Annotated in this window: 18 protein-coding genes, 5 tRNA genes and 1 pseudogene; 11 read left to right on the top strand and 13 right to left on the bottom strand. The window is 70.0% G+C overall.

All coding sequences use genetic code 11. The features are described 5' to 3' along the window. Positions 1 to 33: 33 nt before the first annotated feature. Positions 34 to 681 (top strand): 2-phospho-L-lactate guanylyltransferase, encoded by a 648-nt coding sequence (cofC, locus tag IF00_RS0136130; RefSeq protein ID WP_030325575.1) that lies wholly within the window; start codon positions 34 to 36, stop codon positions 679 to 681. Positions 682 to 691: 10 nt separating this feature from the next. After that, complete coding sequence (locus tag IF00_RS0136125) at positions 692 to 901, top strand: hypothetical protein (RefSeq protein WP_030325574.1); 210 nt, start codon at positions 692 to 694, stop codon at positions 899 to 901. Positions 902 to 991: 90 nt separating this feature from the next. On the opposite strand, the gene IF00_RS0136120 is transcribed toward IF00_RS0136125, so the two are convergent. The 4 genes from IF00_RS0136120 to leuC form a co-directional block, all read right to left on the bottom strand. Then, on the bottom strand, positions 992 to 1,693 hold the full coding sequence (locus tag IF00_RS0136120; RefSeq protein ID WP_030325572.1) for an HU family DNA-binding protein: 702 nt from the start codon (positions 1,691 to 1,693) through the stop codon (positions 992 to 994). A 143-nt stretch (positions 1,694 to 1,836) separates the two neighbouring features. Further along, positions 1,837 to 2,064 carry an SCO5555 family protein gene (locus IF00_RS0136115; protein ID WP_030325570.1) on the bottom strand — a complete coding sequence of 76 codons (228 nt, stop codon included), beginning with the start codon at positions 2,062 to 2,064 and terminating at the stop codon, positions 1,837 to 1,839. A 104-nt stretch (positions 2,065 to 2,168) separates the two neighbouring features. After that, positions 2,169 to 2,762, bottom strand: coding sequence for a 3-isopropylmalate dehydratase small subunit (gene leuD / locus IF00_RS0136110; RefSeq protein WP_030325568.1), 594 nt, complete (start codon positions 2,760 to 2,762; stop codon positions 2,169 to 2,171). Positions 2,763 to 2,768: 6 nt separating this feature from the next. Continuing rightward, entirely contained in the window at positions 2,769 to 4,193 is a 1,425-nt protein-coding gene (gene leuC / locus IF00_RS0136105) for a 3-isopropylmalate dehydratase large subunit (RefSeq protein WP_030325565.1), read from the bottom strand. Between the two features lie 140 nt (positions 4,194 to 4,333). Between leuC and ndgR the strand changes: the two genes are divergently transcribed. After that, positions 4,334 to 5,050: an IclR family transcriptional regulator NdgR gene (gene ndgR / locus IF00_RS0136100; RefSeq protein ID WP_015036427.1), complete on the top strand. Its 717-nt coding sequence runs from the start codon at positions 4,334 to 4,336 to the stop codon at positions 5,048 to 5,050. A 130-nt stretch (positions 5,051 to 5,180) separates the two neighbouring features. On the opposite strand, the gene IF00_RS0136095 is transcribed toward ndgR, so the two are convergent. The 9 genes from IF00_RS0136095 to IF00_RS0136055 form a co-directional block, all read right to left on the bottom strand. Further along, positions 5,181 to 5,253 (bottom strand) — tRNA-Glu (locus IF00_RS0136095). 39 nt (positions 5,254 to 5,292) lie between these two features. Beyond that, positions 5,293 to 5,364: transfer RNA gene (locus tag IF00_RS0136090), tRNA-Gln, on the bottom strand. A 14-nt stretch (positions 5,365 to 5,378) separates the two neighbouring features. Next, a tRNA-Glu gene (locus IF00_RS0136085) sits at positions 5,379 to 5,451 on the bottom strand. A gap of 84 nt (positions 5,452 to 5,535) precedes the next feature. Continuing rightward, positions 5,536 to 5,608: transfer RNA gene (locus IF00_RS0136080), tRNA-Glu, on the bottom strand. 42 nt (positions 5,609 to 5,650) lie between these two features. Beyond that, positions 5,651 to 5,722 (bottom strand) — tRNA-Gln (locus IF00_RS0136075). 93 nt (positions 5,723 to 5,815) lie between these two features. Continuing rightward, positions 5,816 to 6,538: an HAD family hydrolase gene (locus tag IF00_RS0136070; RefSeq protein WP_030325563.1), complete on the bottom strand. Its 723-nt coding sequence runs from the start codon at positions 6,536 to 6,538 to the stop codon at positions 5,816 to 5,818. A gap of 26 nt (positions 6,539 to 6,564) precedes the next feature. After that, complete coding sequence (gltX, locus tag IF00_RS0136065) at positions 6,565 to 8,040, bottom strand: glutamate--tRNA ligase (protein WP_030325556.1); 1,476 nt, start codon at positions 8,038 to 8,040, stop codon at positions 6,565 to 6,567. Then, positions 8,033 to 8,827, bottom strand: a complete 795-nt coding sequence (locus tag IF00_RS0136060) for a fumarylacetoacetate hydrolase family protein (RefSeq protein WP_030325554.1) — start codon at positions 8,825 to 8,827, stop codon at positions 8,033 to 8,035. The genes gltX and IF00_RS0136060 overlap by 8 nt, the downstream gene beginning before the upstream one ends. A gap of 150 nt (positions 8,828 to 8,977) precedes the next feature. Next, a complete protein-coding gene (locus IF00_RS0136055; protein WP_030325552.1) occupies positions 8,978 to 9,181 on the bottom strand; it encodes a hypothetical protein in 204 nt (67 codons plus the stop codon). 571 nt (positions 9,182 to 9,752) lie between these two features. Here IF00_RS0136055 and IF00_RS0136050 point away from each other — a divergent pair. The 8 genes and pseudogenes from IF00_RS0136050 to IF00_RS41820 form a co-directional block, all read left to right on the top strand. Beyond that, a complete protein-coding gene (locus IF00_RS0136050) occupies positions 9,753 to 13,577 on the top strand; it encodes a sensor histidine kinase (RefSeq protein WP_030325550.1) in 3,825 nt (1,274 codons plus the stop codon). Between the two features lie 9 nt (positions 13,578 to 13,586). After that, positions 13,587 to 14,000, top strand: a complete 414-nt coding sequence (locus IF00_RS0136045) for a roadblock/LC7 domain-containing protein (protein ID WP_030325548.1) — start codon at positions 13,587 to 13,589, stop codon at positions 13,998 to 14,000. Positions 14,001 to 14,156: 156 nt separating this feature from the next. After that, positions 14,157 to 14,561 (top strand): DUF742 domain-containing protein, encoded by a 405-nt coding sequence (locus IF00_RS0136040; protein WP_030206207.1) that lies wholly within the window; start codon positions 14,157 to 14,159, stop codon positions 14,559 to 14,561. Positions 14,562 to 14,572: 11 nt separating this feature from the next. Further along, positions 14,573 to 14,770: pseudogene (locus tag IF00_RS0136035) on the top strand (ATP-binding protein); the annotation flags it as partial. 339 nt (positions 14,771 to 15,109) lie between these two features. Further along, on the top strand, positions 15,110 to 18,406 hold the full coding sequence (locus IF00_RS0136030) for a sensor histidine kinase (protein WP_030325546.1): 3,297 nt from the start codon (positions 15,110 to 15,112) through the stop codon (positions 18,404 to 18,406). Between the two features lie 7 nt (positions 18,407 to 18,413). Continuing rightward, on the top strand, positions 18,414 to 18,827 hold the full coding sequence (locus IF00_RS0136025) for a roadblock/LC7 domain-containing protein (RefSeq protein ID WP_026057603.1): 414 nt from the start codon (positions 18,414 to 18,416) through the stop codon (positions 18,825 to 18,827). Positions 18,828 to 18,918: 91 nt separating this feature from the next. Then, the gene (locus IF00_RS44325; protein WP_030325544.1) at positions 18,919 to 19,473 is read left to right on the top strand and encodes a DUF742 domain-containing protein; all 555 of its coding nucleotides are present in this window, start codon (positions 18,919 to 18,921) and stop codon (positions 19,471 to 19,473) included. Continuing rightward, positions 19,454 to 19,746: GTP-binding protein (locus IF00_RS41820; protein WP_037639913.1), on the top strand; the 293-nt coding region annotated here is incomplete at its 3' end. The genes IF00_RS44325 and IF00_RS41820, both read left to right, overlap by 20 nt.

The following is a 19,746-nucleotide window of genomic DNA, read 5'->3' as shown; positions in this document are numbered from 1 at the left end:
GGGGACCGCGTGGGCGGGACAGAATGGGCCCCGATGAACACGCATGCGGACGACGGCTGGTCCCTGGTCGTACCTCTGAAGCCCCTTGCCCTGGCGAAGAGCAGACTGGCCGCGGCGGCCGGGTCCCGGCTGCGCCCGCGGCTGGCGCTCGCGTTCGCCGAGGACACCGTGGGGGCGGTGCTGAACTGCCTGCGGGTACGGGATGTGGTGGTCGTCACGGACGATCCGGCGGCCGGCGAGGCGCTCGCCGCCCTGGGCGCGCGGATCGTCCCGGACGCCCCGGCGGCTGGGCTCAACGCGGCGCTCGCGCACGGGGTCCGTGCCGTACGGACCCGGCGGCCGGCCGCGCGGGTGGCGGCGCTCAACGCGGATCTGCCGGCGCTGCGGCCCGAGGAGCTGGCCCGGGTCCTGGATGTGGCCAGGAAATTTCCGAGGGCTTTTCTCGCTGATGCCGCCGAAATAGGTACGACATTCCTCTCGGCGGCTCCTGGGGTGGAATTGGAACCGGCATTCGGAGGTGCGTCGCGACTCCGGCATTTGTCTTCGGGCGCGGTGGAAATCCTGCTGACGGGGGTGGATTCGGTGCGCCGGGACGTGGACACCGGTGAGGATCTGGCGGAGGCCCGGGCGCTGGGGCTCGGCCCGCGGACGGCCGCCCGGTGGCTGCCGGCGGCCGGATAGGCTGCGGTCCATGCAGGCGACCGCGTTCACGTACGACTCCGAGACCCACAGCGGCAGTGTGCTGCTCGACGACGGCACCCCCGTGGAGTTCGGGGCGGAGGCCTTCGAGGCGGGCGGGCTGCGGCTGCTGCGGCCCGGGCAGCGGGTCCGGATCGAGGCGGAGCCGGGCACCTCGGGGGCCGGCCTGCGGATCACCCTGGTGACGCTCCAGACGTTCTGACGCGCCCGGTCCCCGCCGACGGGGCCCCGGACGCGCCGCGGGCCGGGCTCCCTGGGGGGAGCCCGGCCCGGCGGGTGTCTACCGCTCGTCCTACTTCTTGGCGGCGGCCTTCTTGGCGGTCGTCTTGCGCGCCGTCGTCTTCTTGGCGGGCGCCTTCGTCGCCGTGGCCTTCTTCGCGGCCGGCGCGGTCTTCTTCACCGTGGCCTTGGTCGCCTTCTTCGCGGCGGCCGTGGTGGTCTTCTTGGCGGCGGCGGAGGTCTTCTTCGCCGCGGCCGTGGTGGCCTTCTTGGCCGGGGTCGCCTTCTTGGCGGCGGCCGTGGTGGTCTTCTTCGCGGGGGTCGCCTTCTTCGCGGCGGCCGCCGTGACCTTCTTCGCCGGGGTCGCCTTCTTCGCGGCGGCCTTCTTGGCGGTGGTCGCCCTCTTGGCGGCGGCCTTCTTCACGGTGGCGGAGGCGCCACCGCTCAGGCTGCCCTTGGGGGCCTTCTTGACGGAGACCTCGCCGCCCTTGGGGAGCTTCTTCGAGCCGCTGACCAGGTCCTTGAAGCCCTGACCGGCACGGAAGCGCGGGACCGAGGTCTTCTTGACCCGCACCCGCTCACCCGTCTGCGGGTTACGGGCGTAGCGGGCCGGACGGTCGACCTTCTCGAACGAGCCGAAACCCGTCACCGAGACCCGGTCGCCACCCACCACGGCACGCACGATGGCGTCGAGCACGTGGTCGACGGCTTCGGCGGCCTGCTGGCGACCGCCCATCTTGTCGGCAATCGCTTCTACGAGCTGCGCCTTGTTCACGTCTTCCCCTTCGGAGACATTGCCAGAACGAAAGTGTTCAAGCTTTTTCGCACGTTAGGCATGTATATACCGCAAATCAAACACGAAACGGGCTAATCACCCTAGTGCCGCAACGCGGAAGATCCGCTACGGAGTTCTTGGTGTCAGTCGTCCTCTGGGAATCGGCCCTCGTCGAGGTCCTTCATCAACCGGTCCAGACGCGTTGCCGCGTCCTTGAGATCGTGCTTCGCCGCTGCCGTCACGACCAGCAGCTTCCGGGACAGCGCCATCCTTACGCCCTCCGGGACTTGCAGTGAGCGCACTCTTGTGTGCGCTTCCTTCAATCGGGCGGCGACTGACTCGTAGAGCTCGAGTTGGCTGTCGCGTTCCATGCACCGATTGTGCCATCTAGGGCGAGTTGTCGCCCGACAGGGTCTCAACAAGCGACTGCGCCCCCCACCGGTCGGTGGGGGGCGCAGTCTTGGAAAAGCGCTGCTCAGACCGTAATTGTACGGGGCTTGAAGGCCGGTCGTGACGTCTCGTACGCCGCGATGTCGGCTTCGTTCTGAAGGGTGAGGCTGATGTCGTCGAGACCGTTCAGCAGCCGCCAGCGGGCGTTCTCGTCGAGCTCGAAGTCGGCGTCGATCCCGGCCGCCAGGACCTTGCGACGCTCCAGGTCGACGGTGACCTCGGCGGTCGGGTCGGCCTCGGTCAGCTCCCAGAGCGCGTCGACCGTCTCCTGCGGCAGGACCACCGTGAGCAGGCCGTTCTTCAGCGAGTTGCCGCGGAAGATGTCGGCGAAGCGGGAGGAGATCACGGTCTGGAAGCCGTAGTTCTGGAGCGCCCAGACGGCGTGCTCACGGGAGGAGCCGGTGCCGAAGTCGGGGCCGGCGACCAGGACCGAGGCGCCCTGCCGCTCCGGGCGGTTGAGCACGAACTGCTCGTCCTTGCGCCAGGCCTCGAAGAGACCGTCCTCGAAGCCGTCGCGGGTGACCTTCTTCAGCCAGTGCGCCGGGATGATCTGGTCGGTGTCGACGTTGCTGCGGCGCAGCGGGACGGCCCGGCCGGTGTGCGTGGTGAAAGCTTCCATGGTTCCTCAGACCCCCGCGGTGGTGGCGACGTCGGACAGATCGGCCGGGGAGGCCAGATGGCCCAGGACGGCGGTGGCGGCGGCGACCTGGGGCGAGACCAGGTGGGTCCGGCCGCCCTTGCCCTGCCGACCCTCGAAGTTGCGGTTCGAGGTGGACGCGGAGCGCTCACCGGGAGCCAGTTGGTCGGGGTTCATGCCCAGACACATCGAGCAGCCCGCGTGCCGCCATTCGGCGCCGGACTCCTTGAAGACCTTGTCCAGGCCCTCCTCGACGGCCTGCAGGGCGACGCGCACCGAGCCGGGAACGACCAGCATGCGGACGCCGTCGGCGACCTTGCGGCCCTCCAGCAGGGCGGCGGCGTTGCGCAGGTCCTCGATGCGGCCGTTGGTGCACGAGCCTACGAAGACGGTGTCGACCTTGATGTCGCGCAGCGGCTGTCCGGCGGTCAACCCCATGTACTCCAGGGCCTTTTCGGCGGCCAGGCGCTCCGAAGCGTCTTCGTACGAAGCCGGGTCGGGGACGTTCGCCGAAAGCGGCGCGCCCTGGCCCGGGTTGGTGCCCCAGGTGACGAACGGCGCCAGGGAGGCGGCGTCGATGACGACCTCGGCGTCGAATACCGCGTCCTCGTCGGACCTCAGGGTCTTCCAGTACGCGACGGCGGCGTCCCAGTCCTCGCCCTCGGGGGCGTGGGCGCGGCCCTTCAGATAGGCGAAGGTGGTCTCGTCGGGAGCGATCATGCCCGCGCGCGCGCCGGCCTCGATCGACATGTTGCAGATGGTCATCCGGGCCTCCATCGAGAGCTTCTCGATGGCGGAGCCGCGGTACTCCAGGATGTAGCCCTGGCCGCCGCCGGTGCCGATCTTGGCGATGATCGCCAGGATCAGGTCCTTCGCGGTGACGTCCTCGGGCAGCTCGCCGTCGACCGTGATGGCCATCGTCCGGGGGCGGGCCAGCGGCAGCGTCTGGGTGGCGAGCACGTGCTCGACCTGGCTGGTGCCGATGCCGAACGCCAGCGCGCCGAAGGCGCCGTGCGTGGAGGTGTGCGAGTCGCCGCAGACGACGGTGGTGCCGGGCTGGGTCAGACCCAGCTGCGGTCCCACCACGTGGACGACGCCCTGCTCGACGTCGCCCAGCGGGTGCAGGCGGACGCCGAACTCGGCACAGTTCTTCCGGAGGGTCTCCAGCTGAGCGCGGGAGACCGGGTCGGCGATCGGCTTGTCGATGTCGAGGGTCGGGGTGTTGTGGTCCTCGGTGGCGATGGTGAGGTCGAGGCGCCGCACCTGCCGGCCGTTCTGGCGCAGGCCGTCGAAGGCCTGGGGGCTGGTCACCTCGTGCAGCAGGTGCAGATCGATGAAGAGGAGGTCGGGCTCGCCCTCGGCGCGCCGGACGACGTGGTCGTCCCAGACCTTCTCCGCGAGTGTCCTACCCATCGCTTTCCCTCCGGCCGACGTCTACGCCGGCACAACTAGAGACCCGTTTCGCGGGCCGTTGTGCGGCCGCCTCACCAGAGTGACAAGTTCCGCAGGAAATTGAACTTGCGTTTCACAGAGTGAGACGCGAATATCGTTGCATGGACAACTCTAGCGGCGTAGGCGTTCTCGACAAGGCAGCCCTTGTCCTGAGCGCCCTGGAGTCCGGTCCGGCCACCCTCGCAGGACTGGTCGCGGCGACGGGACTCGCACGACCCACGGCACACCGACTGGCCGTGGCACTGGAACACCACCGGATGGTGGCGCGTGACATGCAGGGCCGGTTCATCCTCGGACCGCGTCTCGCGGAGCTCGCCGCCGCGGCCGGCGAGGACCGCCTGCTCGCGACCGCGGGCCCGGTTCTGACGCATCTGCGCGATGTCACCGGCGAGAGCGCCCAGCTCTACCGCCGGCAGGGCGACATGCGCATCTGCGTGGCGGCCGCCGAGCGGCTCTCGGGCCTGCGGGACACCGTCCCGGTCGGCTCGACGCTGACGATGAAGGCCGGCTCCTCGGCGCAGATCCTGATGGCCTGGGAGGAGCCCGAGCGGCTGCACCGCGGCCTCCAGGGCGCCCGCTTCACGGCGACGGCCCTGTCGGGCGTACGGCGCCGCGGCTGGGCCCAGTCGATCGGTGAGCGGGAGCCGGGCGTCGCGTCCGTCTCCGCGCCCGTACGCGGCCCGTCGAACCGCGTGGTGGCCGCCGTCTCGGTCTCCGGTCCGATCGAACGCCTGACGCGCCACCCGGGCCGTATGCACGCCCAGGCCGTCATCGACGCCGCGGCCCGTCTCTCCGAGGCGCTCCGCCGTACCGGCTGACCTTCCCGCCCGCCTTCTGTTCGTCCCGGCCCACCGCTCCAACGCCGCAGCGGTGGGCCGGAGTTGTCCCTGCGTACGGCACCGGACAGCGAAGAAGCCCTCCCCCGAAGGGAAGGGCTTCCTCGTTCTGTACCCCCGACCGGATTCGAACCGGCGCTACCGCCTTGAGAGGGCGGCGTGCTAGGCCGCTACACAACGGGGGCCTTGCGGATCAGATCCGCGGTGCAGATGAGCTCTGCGAGCTGGCCTACCTGGACTCGAACCAAGAATGACGGTACCAGAAACCGTAGTGTTGCCAATTACACCATAGGCCATGGTGGTTACACCGTACCCCCGACCGGATTCGAACCGGCGCTACCGCCTTGAGAGGGCGGCGTGCTAGGCCGCTACACAACGGGGGCCCTAGCGATCCCACCCGGTCGAGACCGGGTGATGTCACCGTAGATCCACCGGGAGCTACCCAAGTGACCTACAGGATGGATCTGTACCCCCGACCGGATTCGAACCGGCGCTACCGCCTTGAGAGGGCGGCGTGCTAGGCCGCTACACAACGGGGGCTTTGTGGATGCCATCCACGGGTTGCAGATAAAGCTCTGCGAGCTGGCCTACCTGGACTCGAACCAAGACTAACGGAACCAGAAACCGTCGTGCTGCCAATTACACCATAGGCCACCGGGGCAACTTCCCCACCAGGGAGGATCTTGCTCGGCTTGCGCTTTCCGGGTTCTTGCCTTTCGGCTTGTTCCCCTCGGCGCAGGAAGAACATTACCCGAAGGTGGACGGTGCTCCAAAACGGGTATGCCCTCCGAGCAGGGCCGGAAGCTCGCGGAGGCTTGTGATCCGCTTCAGCTCGGGGCGGCCGCCGGTGTCCGCGCGGTCCAGCCAGATGCCCCGCAGCCCCGCCTCCACGGCGCCCCTGGCGTCGATGTCCGGCTGGTCCCCCACGTACGCCACCTCGCTCGGGCGCAGGTCAAGGGCGGTACAGGCGGCGTGGAAGGCCTCGGCGGCCGGCTTGGCCACCCCGAGCTCCGCCGCGCACAGGACGGCCTCGAAGCGGTCGCGTACGCCGAGGACCCGGAGCTTCCGGTCCTGGTTGTGGAGGCTGGAGTTGGACAGAATCCCGTGACGATAGTCATCGGCCAGCAGGTCCAGGACAGGGAGGGCGTCGGGGAAGAGTTCCCAGGCCGCCTCGTAGTGGGAGACGTACCGCTCGAACCAGCCGTCGGCCTCCGCGGCGGTCATGCCGGGCTCCGCCAGGAAGTCCCGGACGCGCTCCCGCCGCTGCTCCTGGAAATCGACCCCGCCGGCCTCGAAACGGCGCCAGTGGAGCACGGTCAGCTCCCGCCAGCGACGGAGGGCCTGGTCGACGGATGCGTATCCGTCCACCAGGCCCTCGGCCGTCAGGTGCGCGCTCATGCCGACGTGGTCGGCGCGGGCGTAGTCGAAGATCGTGTCGTCGACGTCCCACAGCACCGCGCGGATGGTCATGGCCCGACCGTACCGCGCGGGAGGGGTCAGGCGGCGAGCTTCGCCAGAGCCGCGTCGATGCGGGTCAGGGTCTTCTCCTTGCCCAGGATCTCCAGGGACTCGAAGAGGGGCAGGCCGACCGTGCGGCCGGTGACGGCCACGCGGACCGGGGCCTGCGCCTTGCCCAGCTTGAGGCCGTGGGCCTCGCCGGCGGCCAGCACGGCGTTCTTGAGGGACTCGGGGTCGCTCCAGTCGGCGCCTTCGAGCTTCTCGCGGGCGGTGGTGAGGAGGGCCGCGGGCTCGCCCTTCATCGCCTTGTCCCACGAGGGCTGGTCGAAGACCGGCTCCGACAGGAAGAGGAAGTCCACGTTGGCCGTGATGTCCGAGAGGACGGTGACGCGGGTCTGGGCGTGCGGCGCGATGGCCTCCCAGGCGGTCCGGTCGAAGTCCTCGGGCGCCCAGTTGGCGAAGGGGGCCCGCAGCCAGGGCTCGCAGGCCTCGGCGAACGCCTTCACGTCCAGCAGGCGGATGTGGTCGGCGTTGATCGACTCGGCCTTCTTGAGGTCGAAGCGCGCCGGGTTGGCGTTGACGTCGGCGATGTCGAACTTCGACACCATCTGCTCGATGGTGAAGATGTCCTGGTCCGCCGAGAACGACCAGCCGAGGAGCGACAGGTAGTTCAGCAGGCCCTCGCGGAGGAAGCCGCGCTCCCGGTAGAGGTTGAGGGAGGCCTCGGGGTCGCGCTTGGAGAGCTTCTTGTTGCCCTCGCCCATCACGTACGGCAGGTGGCCGAAGGACGGGATCTCCTTGGCGACGCCCAGCTCGATCAGCGCCTTGTAGAGCGCGATCTGCCGCGGGGTGGAGGACAGCAGGTCCTCACCGCGCAGGACGTGGGTGATCTCCATCAGGGCGTCGTCGACCGGGTTCACCAGCGTGTACAGCGGGGCGCCGTTGGCGCGCACGATGCCGTAGTCCGGGACGTTGTCCGGGGTGAAGGTGAGCTCGCCGCGGACCAGGTCCGTGAAGGTGATCGGCTCGTCGGGCATCCGGAAGCGGACGATGGAGTCGCGGCCCTCGGCGCGGTAGCGCTCGATGCGCTCGGCGCTCAGGTTGCGGCAGGTGCCGTCGTAGCCGGACGGCTTGCCGGCCAGGCGAGCGGCGTCACGACGGGCTTCCAGCTCCACGGCGGTGCAGAAGCAGTGGTACGCGTATCCGCCGGCGAGCAGCTTGTCGGCGACGTCCTTGTAGATGTCCATCCGCTGCGACTGGCGGTACGGCGCGTGCGGGCCGCCGATCTCCGGGCCCTCGTCCCAGTCGAGGCCGAGCCAGCGCAGCGAGTCGAGCAGCTGGTCGTACGACTCCTCGGAGTCGCGCGCAGCGTCGGTGTCCTCGATGCGGAAGACCATGGTGCCCTCGTTGTGCCGGGCGAAGGCCCAGTTGAAGAGAGCGGTGCGGACCAGACCCACGTGGGGGTTGCCGGTCGGCGAGGGACAGAAACGGACGCGGATGTTCGCGTTAGCCACGCTTGATCACCCTATTGGTGAGAGTGCCGATGCCTTCGATGGTGACGGCGACCTCGTCGCCGACGTTGAGGGGGCCGACCCCGGCGGGGGTGCCGGTGAGGATGACGTCTCCGGGGAGCAGCGTCATGGCCTCGGTGATGTGGACGACCAGGTCCTCGATGGAGCGGATCATGTCGCTCGTCCGACCCAGCTGGCGCTGTTCGCCGTTGACCGTGGCCTGGATGGTCAGGTCGCTCGCGTCAGCGATGCTCAGGTCCGTCTCGACCCAGGGTCCCAGCGGGCAGGAGGTGTCGAAGCCCTTGGCACGGGCCCACTGCTTCTCGCGCTGCTGGGCGTCGCGGGCGGTGACGTCATTGGCGCAGGTGTAGCCGAAGACGACGTCCTTCACGCGCTCACGGGGCACCTCGCGGCACATACGGCCGATGACCACGGCCAGTTCGGCCTCGTGGTGCAGCTCGTTGGAGAAGGAGGGGTACTCGATGGCGTCGCCGGGGCCGATCACCGAGGTGGTGGGCTTGAAGAAGGCGACGGGGACGTCGGGGACCTCGTTGCCGAGTTCGGCGGCGTGCTCCGCGTAGTTGCGGCCGATGGCCACGATCTTGTTGGGGAGCACCGGCGGCAGGAGCCGTACCTTGCTCAGCGGGACCTTGGTGCCGCTGAGCTCGAAGTCGGTGTACGGGATGCCCTTGATGATGTCGAGGACGAGGCCGCCGGACTCGACGGTTCCCTCGCCCTCGACGGCGCCGAAGGCCACATTGCCGTCGATGGAGAATCTGGCGATGCGCACGAGTGCTGTCGCCCCTCACTTGGTGCTGGCTGGAGTCTGACGCTCCAGGCTAACGCGGCGCGGGGCGGCGGACCGGCGATGTCACCGGGTCGATGACCGGGAGGGCGGGCGGGTCCCCGGGTGCTGACGCGGGTGGCTCCGGGGGTGGCGTCAGCGGGACGCGGAGGCGTAGGGCTGGGGCTGGTACGGGGCCGGGGGCTGCATGAGGACGGTGCGGCGCGGGTTGGCCGTCTTCGCCGGCAGCTCGACCGCGTACTCGGGCAGGGCGACCCGGCCGAGCTCTGCGGCGTCCGAGAGGTGGACGAGGGTGGAACGGCGGGGGTTGGCCGTGGTGCCGGGCGTCGTCGTCTTCATCGCGGTGATCTGACCTTGTTCCGGAACGGGCGCCGCGTTCGGGCGCGAGGGGGTGTAAAGCGTCAGGCTAAACATGCGATTCCCTTCGAATGCATGGCTAAGACATCGATCATCGTGTGAGTTTGCTCACCAAGGGCGACATATTCCGGGCATTACGGACCGTCGCCTGTCGCCACGGAAAGGGACATTCCGCCACTGAATGCTCTATTCCGCTCCTGATCATGGCGACTGGGACACACGGGTACGCGCAGCCATTGGAGAGGAAAAGTCCGAATCCTCCGTGATCATCTTCTACATGGGGTGACGCTGTGCGCACGGGTTGTCATGACCCTCCCGGCGCGACACGCGGCCCTTGTTGGAGGTCCGGCACTGTGCTGGAATTCCACGCACCGCCGCGGGTTTCAAGCCGGCGCGCAGGGGGCGCAACGCAGCGCCGGCCTAGTGGCGGGGAAGGGGGAACTGCGCCGGTCACCGACGACCACCTGGGGTGCCCTCCACGCACCCCGATTGACGCCGACACCGTCCTCTCCGTTCATCCGGAAGGACGCCTGGTCCAGAGGTTGCGACGCTAGTGCAGGGACGTTTCAAGAGGGATGGCTCGGGGTCTCCCCAGGCCCGTCAGGGCCGAGCGGATGCTCCGGCGGAGCAGGAACCGCGTGCCGGGACCGACCGCGGTCCCTCGGCCTCGCACACCCCGAACCAGGGTCAGGGTCCGTCCGGCGAGGGCGGTGACGGCGGCAGGCGCACGAGCGCCGCGGCCGCGTCCGACGCGCCGTCCGACGCACCCCCCAAGGTCCGGGCCGAGAACGAGGTCGGTCCTCGAATAGCCCTGCGCAACTGGCGCATCTCCACGCGCCTGGTCGCGCTCCTCACCCTCCCCGTGGTCGCCGCGACCACCCTGGGCGGCATCCGCATCAGCGAGTCGCTCCAGGACATGGAGCAGCTCGACCACATGCAGCTGCTGACCAAGCTGACCCGAGAGGCCACCGACCTCGCGCAGGCCCTCCAGTCCGAGCGTGACCTCTCCGCGGGTCCGCTCTCCAACAGCCGCCCGGTCAGCGACTACCAGGTCGCCAACCCGCGCCGGAAGACGGACCTGGAGTACAAGGCCTTCCTGCAGGCCACGGAGGCCATCCCGGCCACCGAGGGCGACGAGGCGCTGCGCAGCATCCGGCAGAACGTCAACCAGATCGCCTCGCAGGTCAGCGGTCTGCACACGATCCGGAGCAACGCCTACGAGAAGGACGTCTCCCACTCGGTGACGGTCGAGGCGTACAGCCGTCTCATCCGCTCGCTGCTCAGCCTCTCGCAGGACATGGCGCAGGCGACCAGCAACCCCGAGATGATCAAGCGGACCCGTGCGCTCGCCGCGTTCTCGTCCGCCAAGGAGTACGCCTCCATCCAGCAGGCGATCATCGCCGCGGCGCTGCCGCCGAGCGACCGGACCTCCGGCGACATCCAGCAGGGTGACCGCCTCTACGCCGAGGCCGCGCTCAACTCCGAGGGCCGCGAGCTCCAGTCCTTCCAGGCGATCTACGAGTCGACCGGTGGCGACGCCACCGAGCGACTCGCGTCCCTGAACAGCGGCAACCCGTCGATCACCGCCGCCGAGAAGTACGCCGAGCGTGTCCTCAACATGGACAACGCCATGAAGAGCGGCCCCAAGCGCGGCCACCTCAACTTCACCGACGAGTACGGCACCAAGATCGCCACCATGAACCGCATCGAGCGCGGTCTGCTCGGCGACATGGAGAGCCTGGCCCGTGAGCTCCGCCAGGAGTCGCAGCGGGACGCCATCGTCAACGGTGCGCTGATCCTCCTCGTCCTCGGCGTCTCGCTCATCGGTGCCTTCGTCGTGGCCCGGTCCATGATCCGCTCGCTGCGCCGGCTCCAGGACACCGCGACCAAGGTCGCCCAGGAACGCCTGCCCGAGCTCGTCAAGCAGCTCTCCGAGTCCGACCCGCAGGACGTCGACACCTCCGTCGAGTCCGTCGGTGTGCACTCCCGGGACGAGATCGGCCAGGTGGCCGCGGCCTTCGACGACGTGCACCGCGAGGCAGTCCGTCTCGCCGCCGAGCAGGCCCTCCTCCGGGGCAACGTCAACGCGATGTTCACCAACCTCTCGCGCCGTTCCCAGGGCCTCATCCAGCGTCAGCTCTCGCTCATCTCCGAGCTGGAGTCGCGCGAGGCCGACCCGGACCAGCTGTCCTCGCTCTTCAAGCTCGACCACCTCGCGACGCGTATGCGCCGTAACGGTGAGAACCTCCTCGTCCTCGCCGGTGAGGAGCCCGGCCGCCGCTGGACCCGCCCGGTCCCGCTGGTCGACGTGCTCCGCGCCGCCGCCTCCGAGGTGGAGCAGTACGAGCGCATCGAACTCGCCTCGGTCCCCGCGACCGAGGTCGCCGGCCGGGTCGTCAACGACCTCGTCCACCTCCTCGCCGAGCTGCTCGAGAACGCCACCTCGTTCTCCTCGCCGCAGACGAAGGTCCGGGTCACCGGTCACGCACTGCCCGACGGCCGTGTGCTCGTCGAGATCCACGACACCGGCATCGGCCTCTCCCCCGAGGACCTCGCCGCGATCAACGAGCGGCTCGCCTCGCCGCCCACCGTGGACGTCTCCGTCTCCCGCCGCATGGGTCTCTTCGTGGTCGGCCGCCTGTCCCTGCGACACGGCATCCGCATCCAGCTGCGCCCCTCCGACTCGGGCGGCACCACCGCGCTCGTCATGCTGCCCGTCGACGTCGCCCAGGGCGGCAAGAAGCCGATGCCCAAGCCGGGTGCCGGTGGCCAGGGCGCGATGCCGCCGGGTGCCTCCGCCCCGGGCGGCCGGCTTCCCGCCGGTCCCGGCGCGGCCGGCGGCCCCGGCGGACGTCCGGGCCAGGGCGGTGCGCCGTCCTCGGCGGCCGGCCGCCTGGGCACCGGTGCGCCGCGCGGTCAGGTCGGCACGAGCGGTCCCCGGGCCGCGCTGCCCGCCCGTGACGGTGCGCCGCTCTCCGGTGGCCCGCAGGGCGCCCCGCAGTCCCGTACCCCGCAGCCGCAGAACGCGTCGCTCGACCGGACCGGTCAGCTGCCGCAGCCTCCGCAGGCCCCCCAGGCCCCGCAGAGCGGCGATCCGCTGCGGCCGGGCCCCGGTGGCGGCGGTCTCATCGGCGGCGCCGCGAGCGCCATCCCGTCCCGTACGGACGTCTGGGGCAGCCAGGGCGCCCCGCAGGCCGGACCCGGCGCCCCGCAGCACGCACCGCAGGGCCAGGGCCAGGGTGCCCAGCAGACCGGTGGATACGAGTTCCCGCGCGCCGAGCTGCCGGGGGGCAACCCCCAGCAGCAGCGCCCGCAGGGGGCTAGCTGGGGCAACGACCAGGCCCAGCAGCCGGTCCGCCGCCCGCAGCAGGAGATGTCCCCGCTGGACGCCCCGCGCGGTCACGAGGACCCGGAGACGACCGGCTCGTTCGCGGCCCCGGCGCCCCAGGGACCCGGTTCCACGGGCCAGTTCCCGCGCCCGGACTTCGGTGCGCCCCAGCAGTCGCAGGGCCGCCCTCAGCAGGCCCCGCAGCAGCAGGCCCCGCAGGTGTACCAGGGCGGTGTCCAGGACCCGGCGTCGACGGCGCAGTTCCCGCGCCCCGACTTCGGTGCCCCGCAGGGCCCCGGCTCCACCGGCCAGTTCGCGCGGCCCGACTTCAACAGCCCGCAGCAGGCCCAGCAGCAGGGCTACCAGGGCGGCCAGCAGCAGCAGTTCGGCCGGCAGCCCTACGTGCCGCAGGCGCAGCAGCAGGCCCCGCAGCCGCCGGCCCCGCGTCAGCGCACCGGCGGTGGCAGCGGCGACTTCGGCGCCCCGCGCCCGGAGCCGGTCCAGCCGCAGCAGGGCCAGCCGCAGGGCCAGCAGCCGCAGCTCCAGCAGCCGCGCCGTCCGGAGGCGCTGCCGCCGGCGGGCACGGGCGACGGCCGTACGCCGCTGTACGACACGCTGGAGACCAACTGGTTCCACCAGGAGCAGGCCCAGCAGCAGGCACAGCAGCAGGCGCAGACCCCGGTCGCGCCGCAGCCGTCCGCCCCGGCGCAGCGTCCGGCCGGTGACCCGGCCGACGGTCGCCAGAACGGCGGGGCCGCCTGGCGGACCTCGCCCAACGACGAGCTGGTGCGCCAGGCCGAGCGGGTGCGCAAGCCCGCGGCCGGCGGTGTCACCACCTCTGGTCTTCCCCGGCGTGTGCCGAAGGCCAACCTCGTACCCGGGACCGCACAGGAGCAGGCCCACACGGCCGGCCCCCAGGTCTCGCGTGCACCCGACGACGTCCGCGGCCGGCTGACCAATCTGCGCCGCGGTATCCAGCAGGGCCGTCAGGCAGGTAACTCGACCACGGGTAATCACCACCTCGGTCCGAACCATCAGCAGGAGCGTTAGTTGAACGCGATGAGCCAGGCGGCGCAGAATCTGAACTGGTTGATCACCAACTTCGTGGACAACACCCCTGGGGTGTCCCACACGGTGGTGGTCTCCGCCGACGGACTCCTGCTGGCCATGTCCGAAGGATTCCCCCGCGACCGTGCCGACCAGCTGGCGGCGGTCGCGTCCGGACTGACCTCGCTGACCGCGGGTGCGTCCCGGATCTTCGAGGGGGGCCCCGTCGCCCAGACCGTGGTGGAGATGGAGCGTGGCTTCCTCTTCCTCATGTCGGTCTCCGACGGTTCCTCGCTGGCCGTGCTCGCGCACCCCGAGTGCGACATCGGCCTCGTCGGCTACGAGATGACGCTGCTGGTCGACCGGGCCGGCAGCGTCCTCACCCCGGATCTCCGCGCGGAGCTCCAGGGCAGCCTGCTCCACTAGCCGGCTGCTTCAGGGAAAACCTCACCGCACCACCGACCGACAGGGCGGTACGCCCCTCCGTACCGCCCTGGCACCGTTATCCGTCCGGCCGCCCCACCCGGCCCCCCACCGGCCCCATCAGACGGCAGAAGGTTTGCTGTCACGCCCGGAGGATTCATGACCCCGCCCCCCGCCTCTCACGATCCGTACGGCAATTCAGTCGACGAGTACGGACATGAGGGCGACCAGCCGCTGGTGCGTCCGTACGCGATGACCGGCGGCCGGACCCGGCCGCGCTACCAGCTCGCCATCGAGGCACTGGTCAGCACCACGGCCGACCCGGCGCACCTCGCCACTCTCCTCCCGGAGCACCAGCGGATCTGCCACCTGTGCCGTGAGGTCAAGTCGGTGGCCGAGGTGTCGGCGCTGCTGTCGATGCCTCTCGGTGTCGCCCGCATCCTCGTCGCCGACCTGGCGGAGGCCGGCATGGTGGCCATCCACCAGCCGGGCAACGGAGAGACCGGCGGCACGCCGGACGTGACTCTGCTCGAAAGGGTGCTCAGTGGACTTCGCAAGCTCTAGCGGCGGTGCGCGAGAACAGCGGCCTGCCGTTCGTCATCGCCCTCAACGGCTTCGACGGCGCCCAGCCGTACCAGCCCGAGGAGGTCCGCGAGGCCCTCCAGATCGGCCCCGGCACCCCCATCATCACCACCGACGCCCGGCACCGCGCCGACGCCAAGAGCGCGCTCATCACCCTTGTCGAGCACGCTCTGATGGCCCGGCTGAAGTAGTCGGACGACCGGAGCGGTTGTCATATGCCGCCGCCAGGGGCGGTCTGTGTCGTTCGACACGGCCGCCCGCGCGTTCATAACATTTCGACAGAGAATTGGGGCGCCCCGGACACCCGACGCATCCGATCGGTGTCGCTGCGCTCACCTGAGCCCCGTCTTTTGGCGGGGCTCGCTCTTTATGCCCGTTTTATACGTGGCGTAGGCCCGTGAAACCGGCCGCATCCCACTGTTTGGAACCGACCCCCTTCACGTGCTGCAATTCATGAACTCCCGAGTAGTACGGCCCTGAACGAAACACCGGCACAACGTAGGTGCCGACGCCGAGAGGTTGTTGGTCGAGTGAGGCGCAGCAAGGAAAGCTCCGCGGAGCAGGAGACACGGGGCAACTTCACCCCGCCGTCGCGCACGGCGATGTCGCCCGCGGACGTGCCCGTGACGCAGCCCACCGTGGCCGCCGCCCCGGGCAGCTCCAGCAAGCTCTCGCCCCGCAACTGGCGGGTGCCCACCAGGCTGAACGCGATCCTCTGCATACCCGTGCTGGTCGGCCTCGTCATGGGCGGCTTCCAGGTCAAGGGATCGATCGACACCTGGCAGGAGGCGCAGGACGCCGAGAAGACGGCGCTCATCGTGCGCGCCGCCTCGGAGTACAGCACCGCCCTCCTCAACGAGCGTGACCTCACCGCGGCTCCCCTGCTGGCGGTGAAGACCCCCGAGGACCGCAAGAGCGACGAGGTCACGAAGGCGTACGCCGCGACCGACGCCGCCAAGGTGAAGTTCGACGAGGCTGCCAAGGACCTGCCCTCGGGCCAGGGCCTGGAGCGCCGCCTGAACCTCTTCCGCGAGGAGGAGCCCAAGCTCGAGGCGCTGCGCAAGGCCGCGTACACCCGCTCCCTCGACCCGGTGAACACCCAGCTCCAGTACACCGGCGTCCAGCACTACCTCACCGAGTTCTCCAACGAGCTCGGTCTCGGCACCGGCAACGTCACGGCTTACGGCCGCAGCGTCTACGCCATCCAGCTGGCCAAGGGCGCCGAGTCCCTCCAGCGCTCCATAGGCACCCAGCTCCTGGTCCGGCCCAGCCGGGCCGAAGCCGTCTTCGCCCAGCAGTCCGTGGCGTTCAACTCGTACAACTACCTGGAACAGATCGCCCTCGGCGAGTTCTCCTCCGGTGGTATGCCCGAGGACGTCGCGCTGCTGAAGAAGGTCATGACGGGCAAGGCCACCGAGGGTGCCAAGCAGATGCAGGCCGAGGGCCTCGACCTGCCGAAGGGCAAGGACGGCTCCGTCTACTCCGGCGTCGCCTCCGCCATCGGCACCGCCAAGAGCCCCGAGGCCCTCGCCGCCCTGAAGTCCAAGGGCATCACCCCCGTGACCTGGATGGCCGTCGCCACCGCCAAGTTCGAGGGCTACTCCGAGGTCGAGAAGGCTCTGGTCGACAAGGCCGTGGCCGAGGCGATCAAGATCTCCGACGAGGCCAAGACGGACGCCTGGGTCAACGGCGGCATCGTCGTCATCGCCCTGCTCGCCGCCTTCATCCTCGCCGGAATGATGGCCCGCCAGATGAGCCGCGCGATGCAGCAGCTGCGCACCGCCGCCTTCGGCATCGCCGAGCAGCGTCTGCCGATGCTGGTCGACCAGCTGTCCCGTACCGAACCCGGCCGGGTCGACACCCGCGTGCAGCCGATCCCCATCGACACCCAGGACGAGATCGGCGAGGTCGCCCGCGCCTTCGACCAGGTCCACCGCGAGGCCGTCCGGCTCGCCGCCGAGCAGGCCATGCTCCGGGGCAACGTCAACGCGATCTTCACCAACCTCTCGCGCCGCAACCAGTCGCTGATCGAGGGCCAGCTGACCCTCATCACCGACCTGGAGAACAACGAGGCCGACCCGGACCAGCTGGAGAACCTCTTCCGCCTGGACCACCTGGCGACCCGTATGCGCCGCAACGGCGAGAACCTCCTCGTCCTCGCCGGCGAGGAGCCGGGCCGACGCTGGGACCAGCCGGTCCCGCTGGTCGACGTCATGCGCGCCGCCTCCTCCGAGGTGGAGCAGTACGAGCGCATCGAGCTGGCGGGCGTGCCGGACGCCGAGATCCACGGCCAGGCCGTGACCGACCTCGTGCACCTGCTCGCCGAGCTCCTGGAGAACGCCACCACGTTCTCCTCCCCGCAGACCAAGGTCCGCGTCACCGCGACCCGTCTCCCCGACGGCCGCGTGATGGTCGAGATCCACGACAAGGGCATCGGCCTCACCGCCGAGGACTTCGCGGACATCAACCACAAGCTGGCCAACCCGCCGACCGTGGACGCGGCCGTCTCGCAGCGCATGGGCCTCTTCGTGGTCGGCCGGCTCGCCGACCGCCACGGCATCCGGGTCCAGCTGCGCCCCTCGGGCGAGCAGGCCGGTACGACCTCGCTGGTCATGCTGCCGGACGCGATCACGCACGGTGGCGGTGGCGAGCAGCCGATCCAGGACGACTTCACGGTCTCGCAGATCATTCCGCAGCAGCAGCAGCCGAGCGCCTTCGAGAGTGCCCCGCAGCAGCAGCAGCCGATGCTGACCGCCGCCGATCTCGGCTTCGACGACTCCCGGTACGAGCAGCCGGCCGAGGAGGAGCGTCAGCTCGACCCGGTCAACCGCTCGCTGAAGCGCGAGGGGCGGCGAGCCGCCCTGGAGGCCCAGGCGCAGGGCGACGACCGGCCGCTCTTCCGCGACGAGGCGGAGCAGCCGGACGAGTACGGTCAGCAGGGCCAGGAGTACGCGCAGCAGGGCCAGGAGTACGGCCAGGGTCAGGAGTACGGGCAGCAGCAGGGTCAGGAGTACCCGGCCGAGCAGTACGCCCCGGCGCAGGACTACGGTCAGCAGCAGGCTCAGCAGTCGCAGGGGTACGGCCAGGAGTACGAGGCCGGATTCCCGCAGCAGCAGGACGGTTACGCGTACCAGCAGCAGGGTTACGAGGCCTACCCGCAGCAGGGCTATGCGGAAGCTTCGTACGAGACCCCGGGAACCGAACACCAGCAGTACGGCAATGCGTTCGATACCCAGTCCCACCAGGGAGACTGGCAGGATCAGAGCGCTTACCAGGGCGGCTACCAGCAGCCGTTCGGAGCGGAATCGGAATCTGCTCCGAGCGCTCCCGAACAGGCCCCCGAGCGCGTAGGCTTCGACCGTCCGGGTCCGACCCCGAGTGCCGCCCCGGACGCCGGTCACGCGCTGACCGACGCCGGACTGCCGCGCCGCGGCAGCGTCGCCTCGCCGACCCAGCAGGCGCCGCAGCAGCAGGCACCGCAGCAGGCGAAGCCCGCGCAGCCGGCGCAGCAGCAGAACGACGCCGACCCCACCGACGAATGGCGCTCGACCAACGACGAGCGCTGGCAGCGGGCCGGGAAGCTCAAGGACCCGAAGGCGGGCGGGGTCACCTCGTCCGGTCTCCCCCGCCGGGTCCCGAAGGCCAACCTGGTCGAGGGCACGGCGGAGCAGACCCCGCAGGGCGGCCCCCAGGTCTCCCGCGCACCCGAGGACGTACGGGGCAGGTTGAGCAACCTGCGCCGCGGCGTCCAGCAGGGACGCAGCGCGGGAACGGACACGAACGGATCGGGCCTCGGCCCGGGCAGTACCTACAACCAGGAGCGTTAGTGTGAGCATGAGCCAGGCGGCGCAGAATCTGAACTGGTTGATCACCAACTTCGTGGACAACACCCCCGGGGTGTCGCACACGGTGGTGGTCTCCGCCGACGGACTCCTGCTGGCGATGTCCGAGGGTTTCCCCCGGGACCGCGCCGACCAGCTGGCGGCCGTCGCCTCCGGACTGACCTCGCTGACCGCGGGCGCGTCCCGGATCTTCGAGGGTGGTGCGGTCAATCAGACCGTGGTGGAGATGGAGCGCGGCTTCCTCTTCATCATGTCGATCTCGGACGGCTCCTCGCTGGCCGTGCTCGCCCACCCCGAGGCCGACATCGGTCTCGTGGGCTACGAGATGGCGCTGCTCGTGGATCGCGCGGGCACCGTCCTGACTCCTGACCTCCGGGCGGAGCTTCAGGGAAGTCTTCTCAACTAACAGACAGACAGTGCGTTTCGCGCCACCGCCCCGTAAGGTGCGGTGGCGCGGTTCAAGGGACATGGACCGCGAGGCAGTCGGAGGAGGAGACGTGGGAACACCACCGGGCTCAAGCCCCTACAACGGTTATGACGCGCACCAGGCGCCGCTCGGCGACACCGCGCAGAACCGGTTCAACTTTCCCTCCGCCCCGAGCAGACAGGGTGTATCGCAGCCCTACCGGCAGCCTCACGCCCAGCCCGCGGGTGCGCAGGGCTCCTCTCGTGCTCCGTCCGCCGCAGGCTCCAGCAGCTCGGGCGGCGCGCACAACCCGCTGGTGCGTCCCTACGCGATGACCGGCGGCCGGACCCGGCCGCGCTACCAGCTCGCCATCGAGGCGCTGGTCAGCACGACGGCCGATCCGTCCCGGCTGCAGGGGCAGTTGCCCGAGCACCAGCGGATCTGCCGGCTGTGCTTCGAGATCAAGTCGGTCGCCGAGATCTCGGCTCTTCTCTCCATCCCCCTCGGCGTCGCCCGAATCCTCGTGGCCGACCTGGCAGAGGCCGGGCTCGTCGCCATCCACCAGCCGGGCGGCGACGAGGCCGCCGGCGGTCAGCCAGACGTGACACTGCTCGAAAGGGTGCTCAGTGGACTTCGCAAGCTCTAGCGGCGGCGCGGCCCGTTCAACCACCAGCGCGAAGATCGTGGTGGCGGGTGGCTTCGGCGTGGGCAAGACCACGTTCGTCGGCGCCGTCTCGGAGATCAACCCGCTGCGTACCGAAGCCGTCATGACGTCTGCGTCCGCGGGCATCGACGACCTCACGCACACCGGCGACAAGAAGACGACGACCGTCGCCATGGACTTCGGCCGCATCACCCTGGACCAGGACCTGATCCTGTACCTCTTCGGTACGCCCGGTCAGGACCGCTTCTGGTTCAT

It is taken from the genome of Streptomyces flavochromogenes, assembly GCF_000717595.1.
Lineage (GTDB): Bacteria > Actinomycetota > Actinomycetes > Streptomycetales > Streptomycetaceae > Streptomyces > Streptomyces flavochromogenes.
The sequence above is the reverse complement of the archived record's forward strand: the minus strand, read 5'-3'. Positions and strand labels throughout refer to the sequence as shown.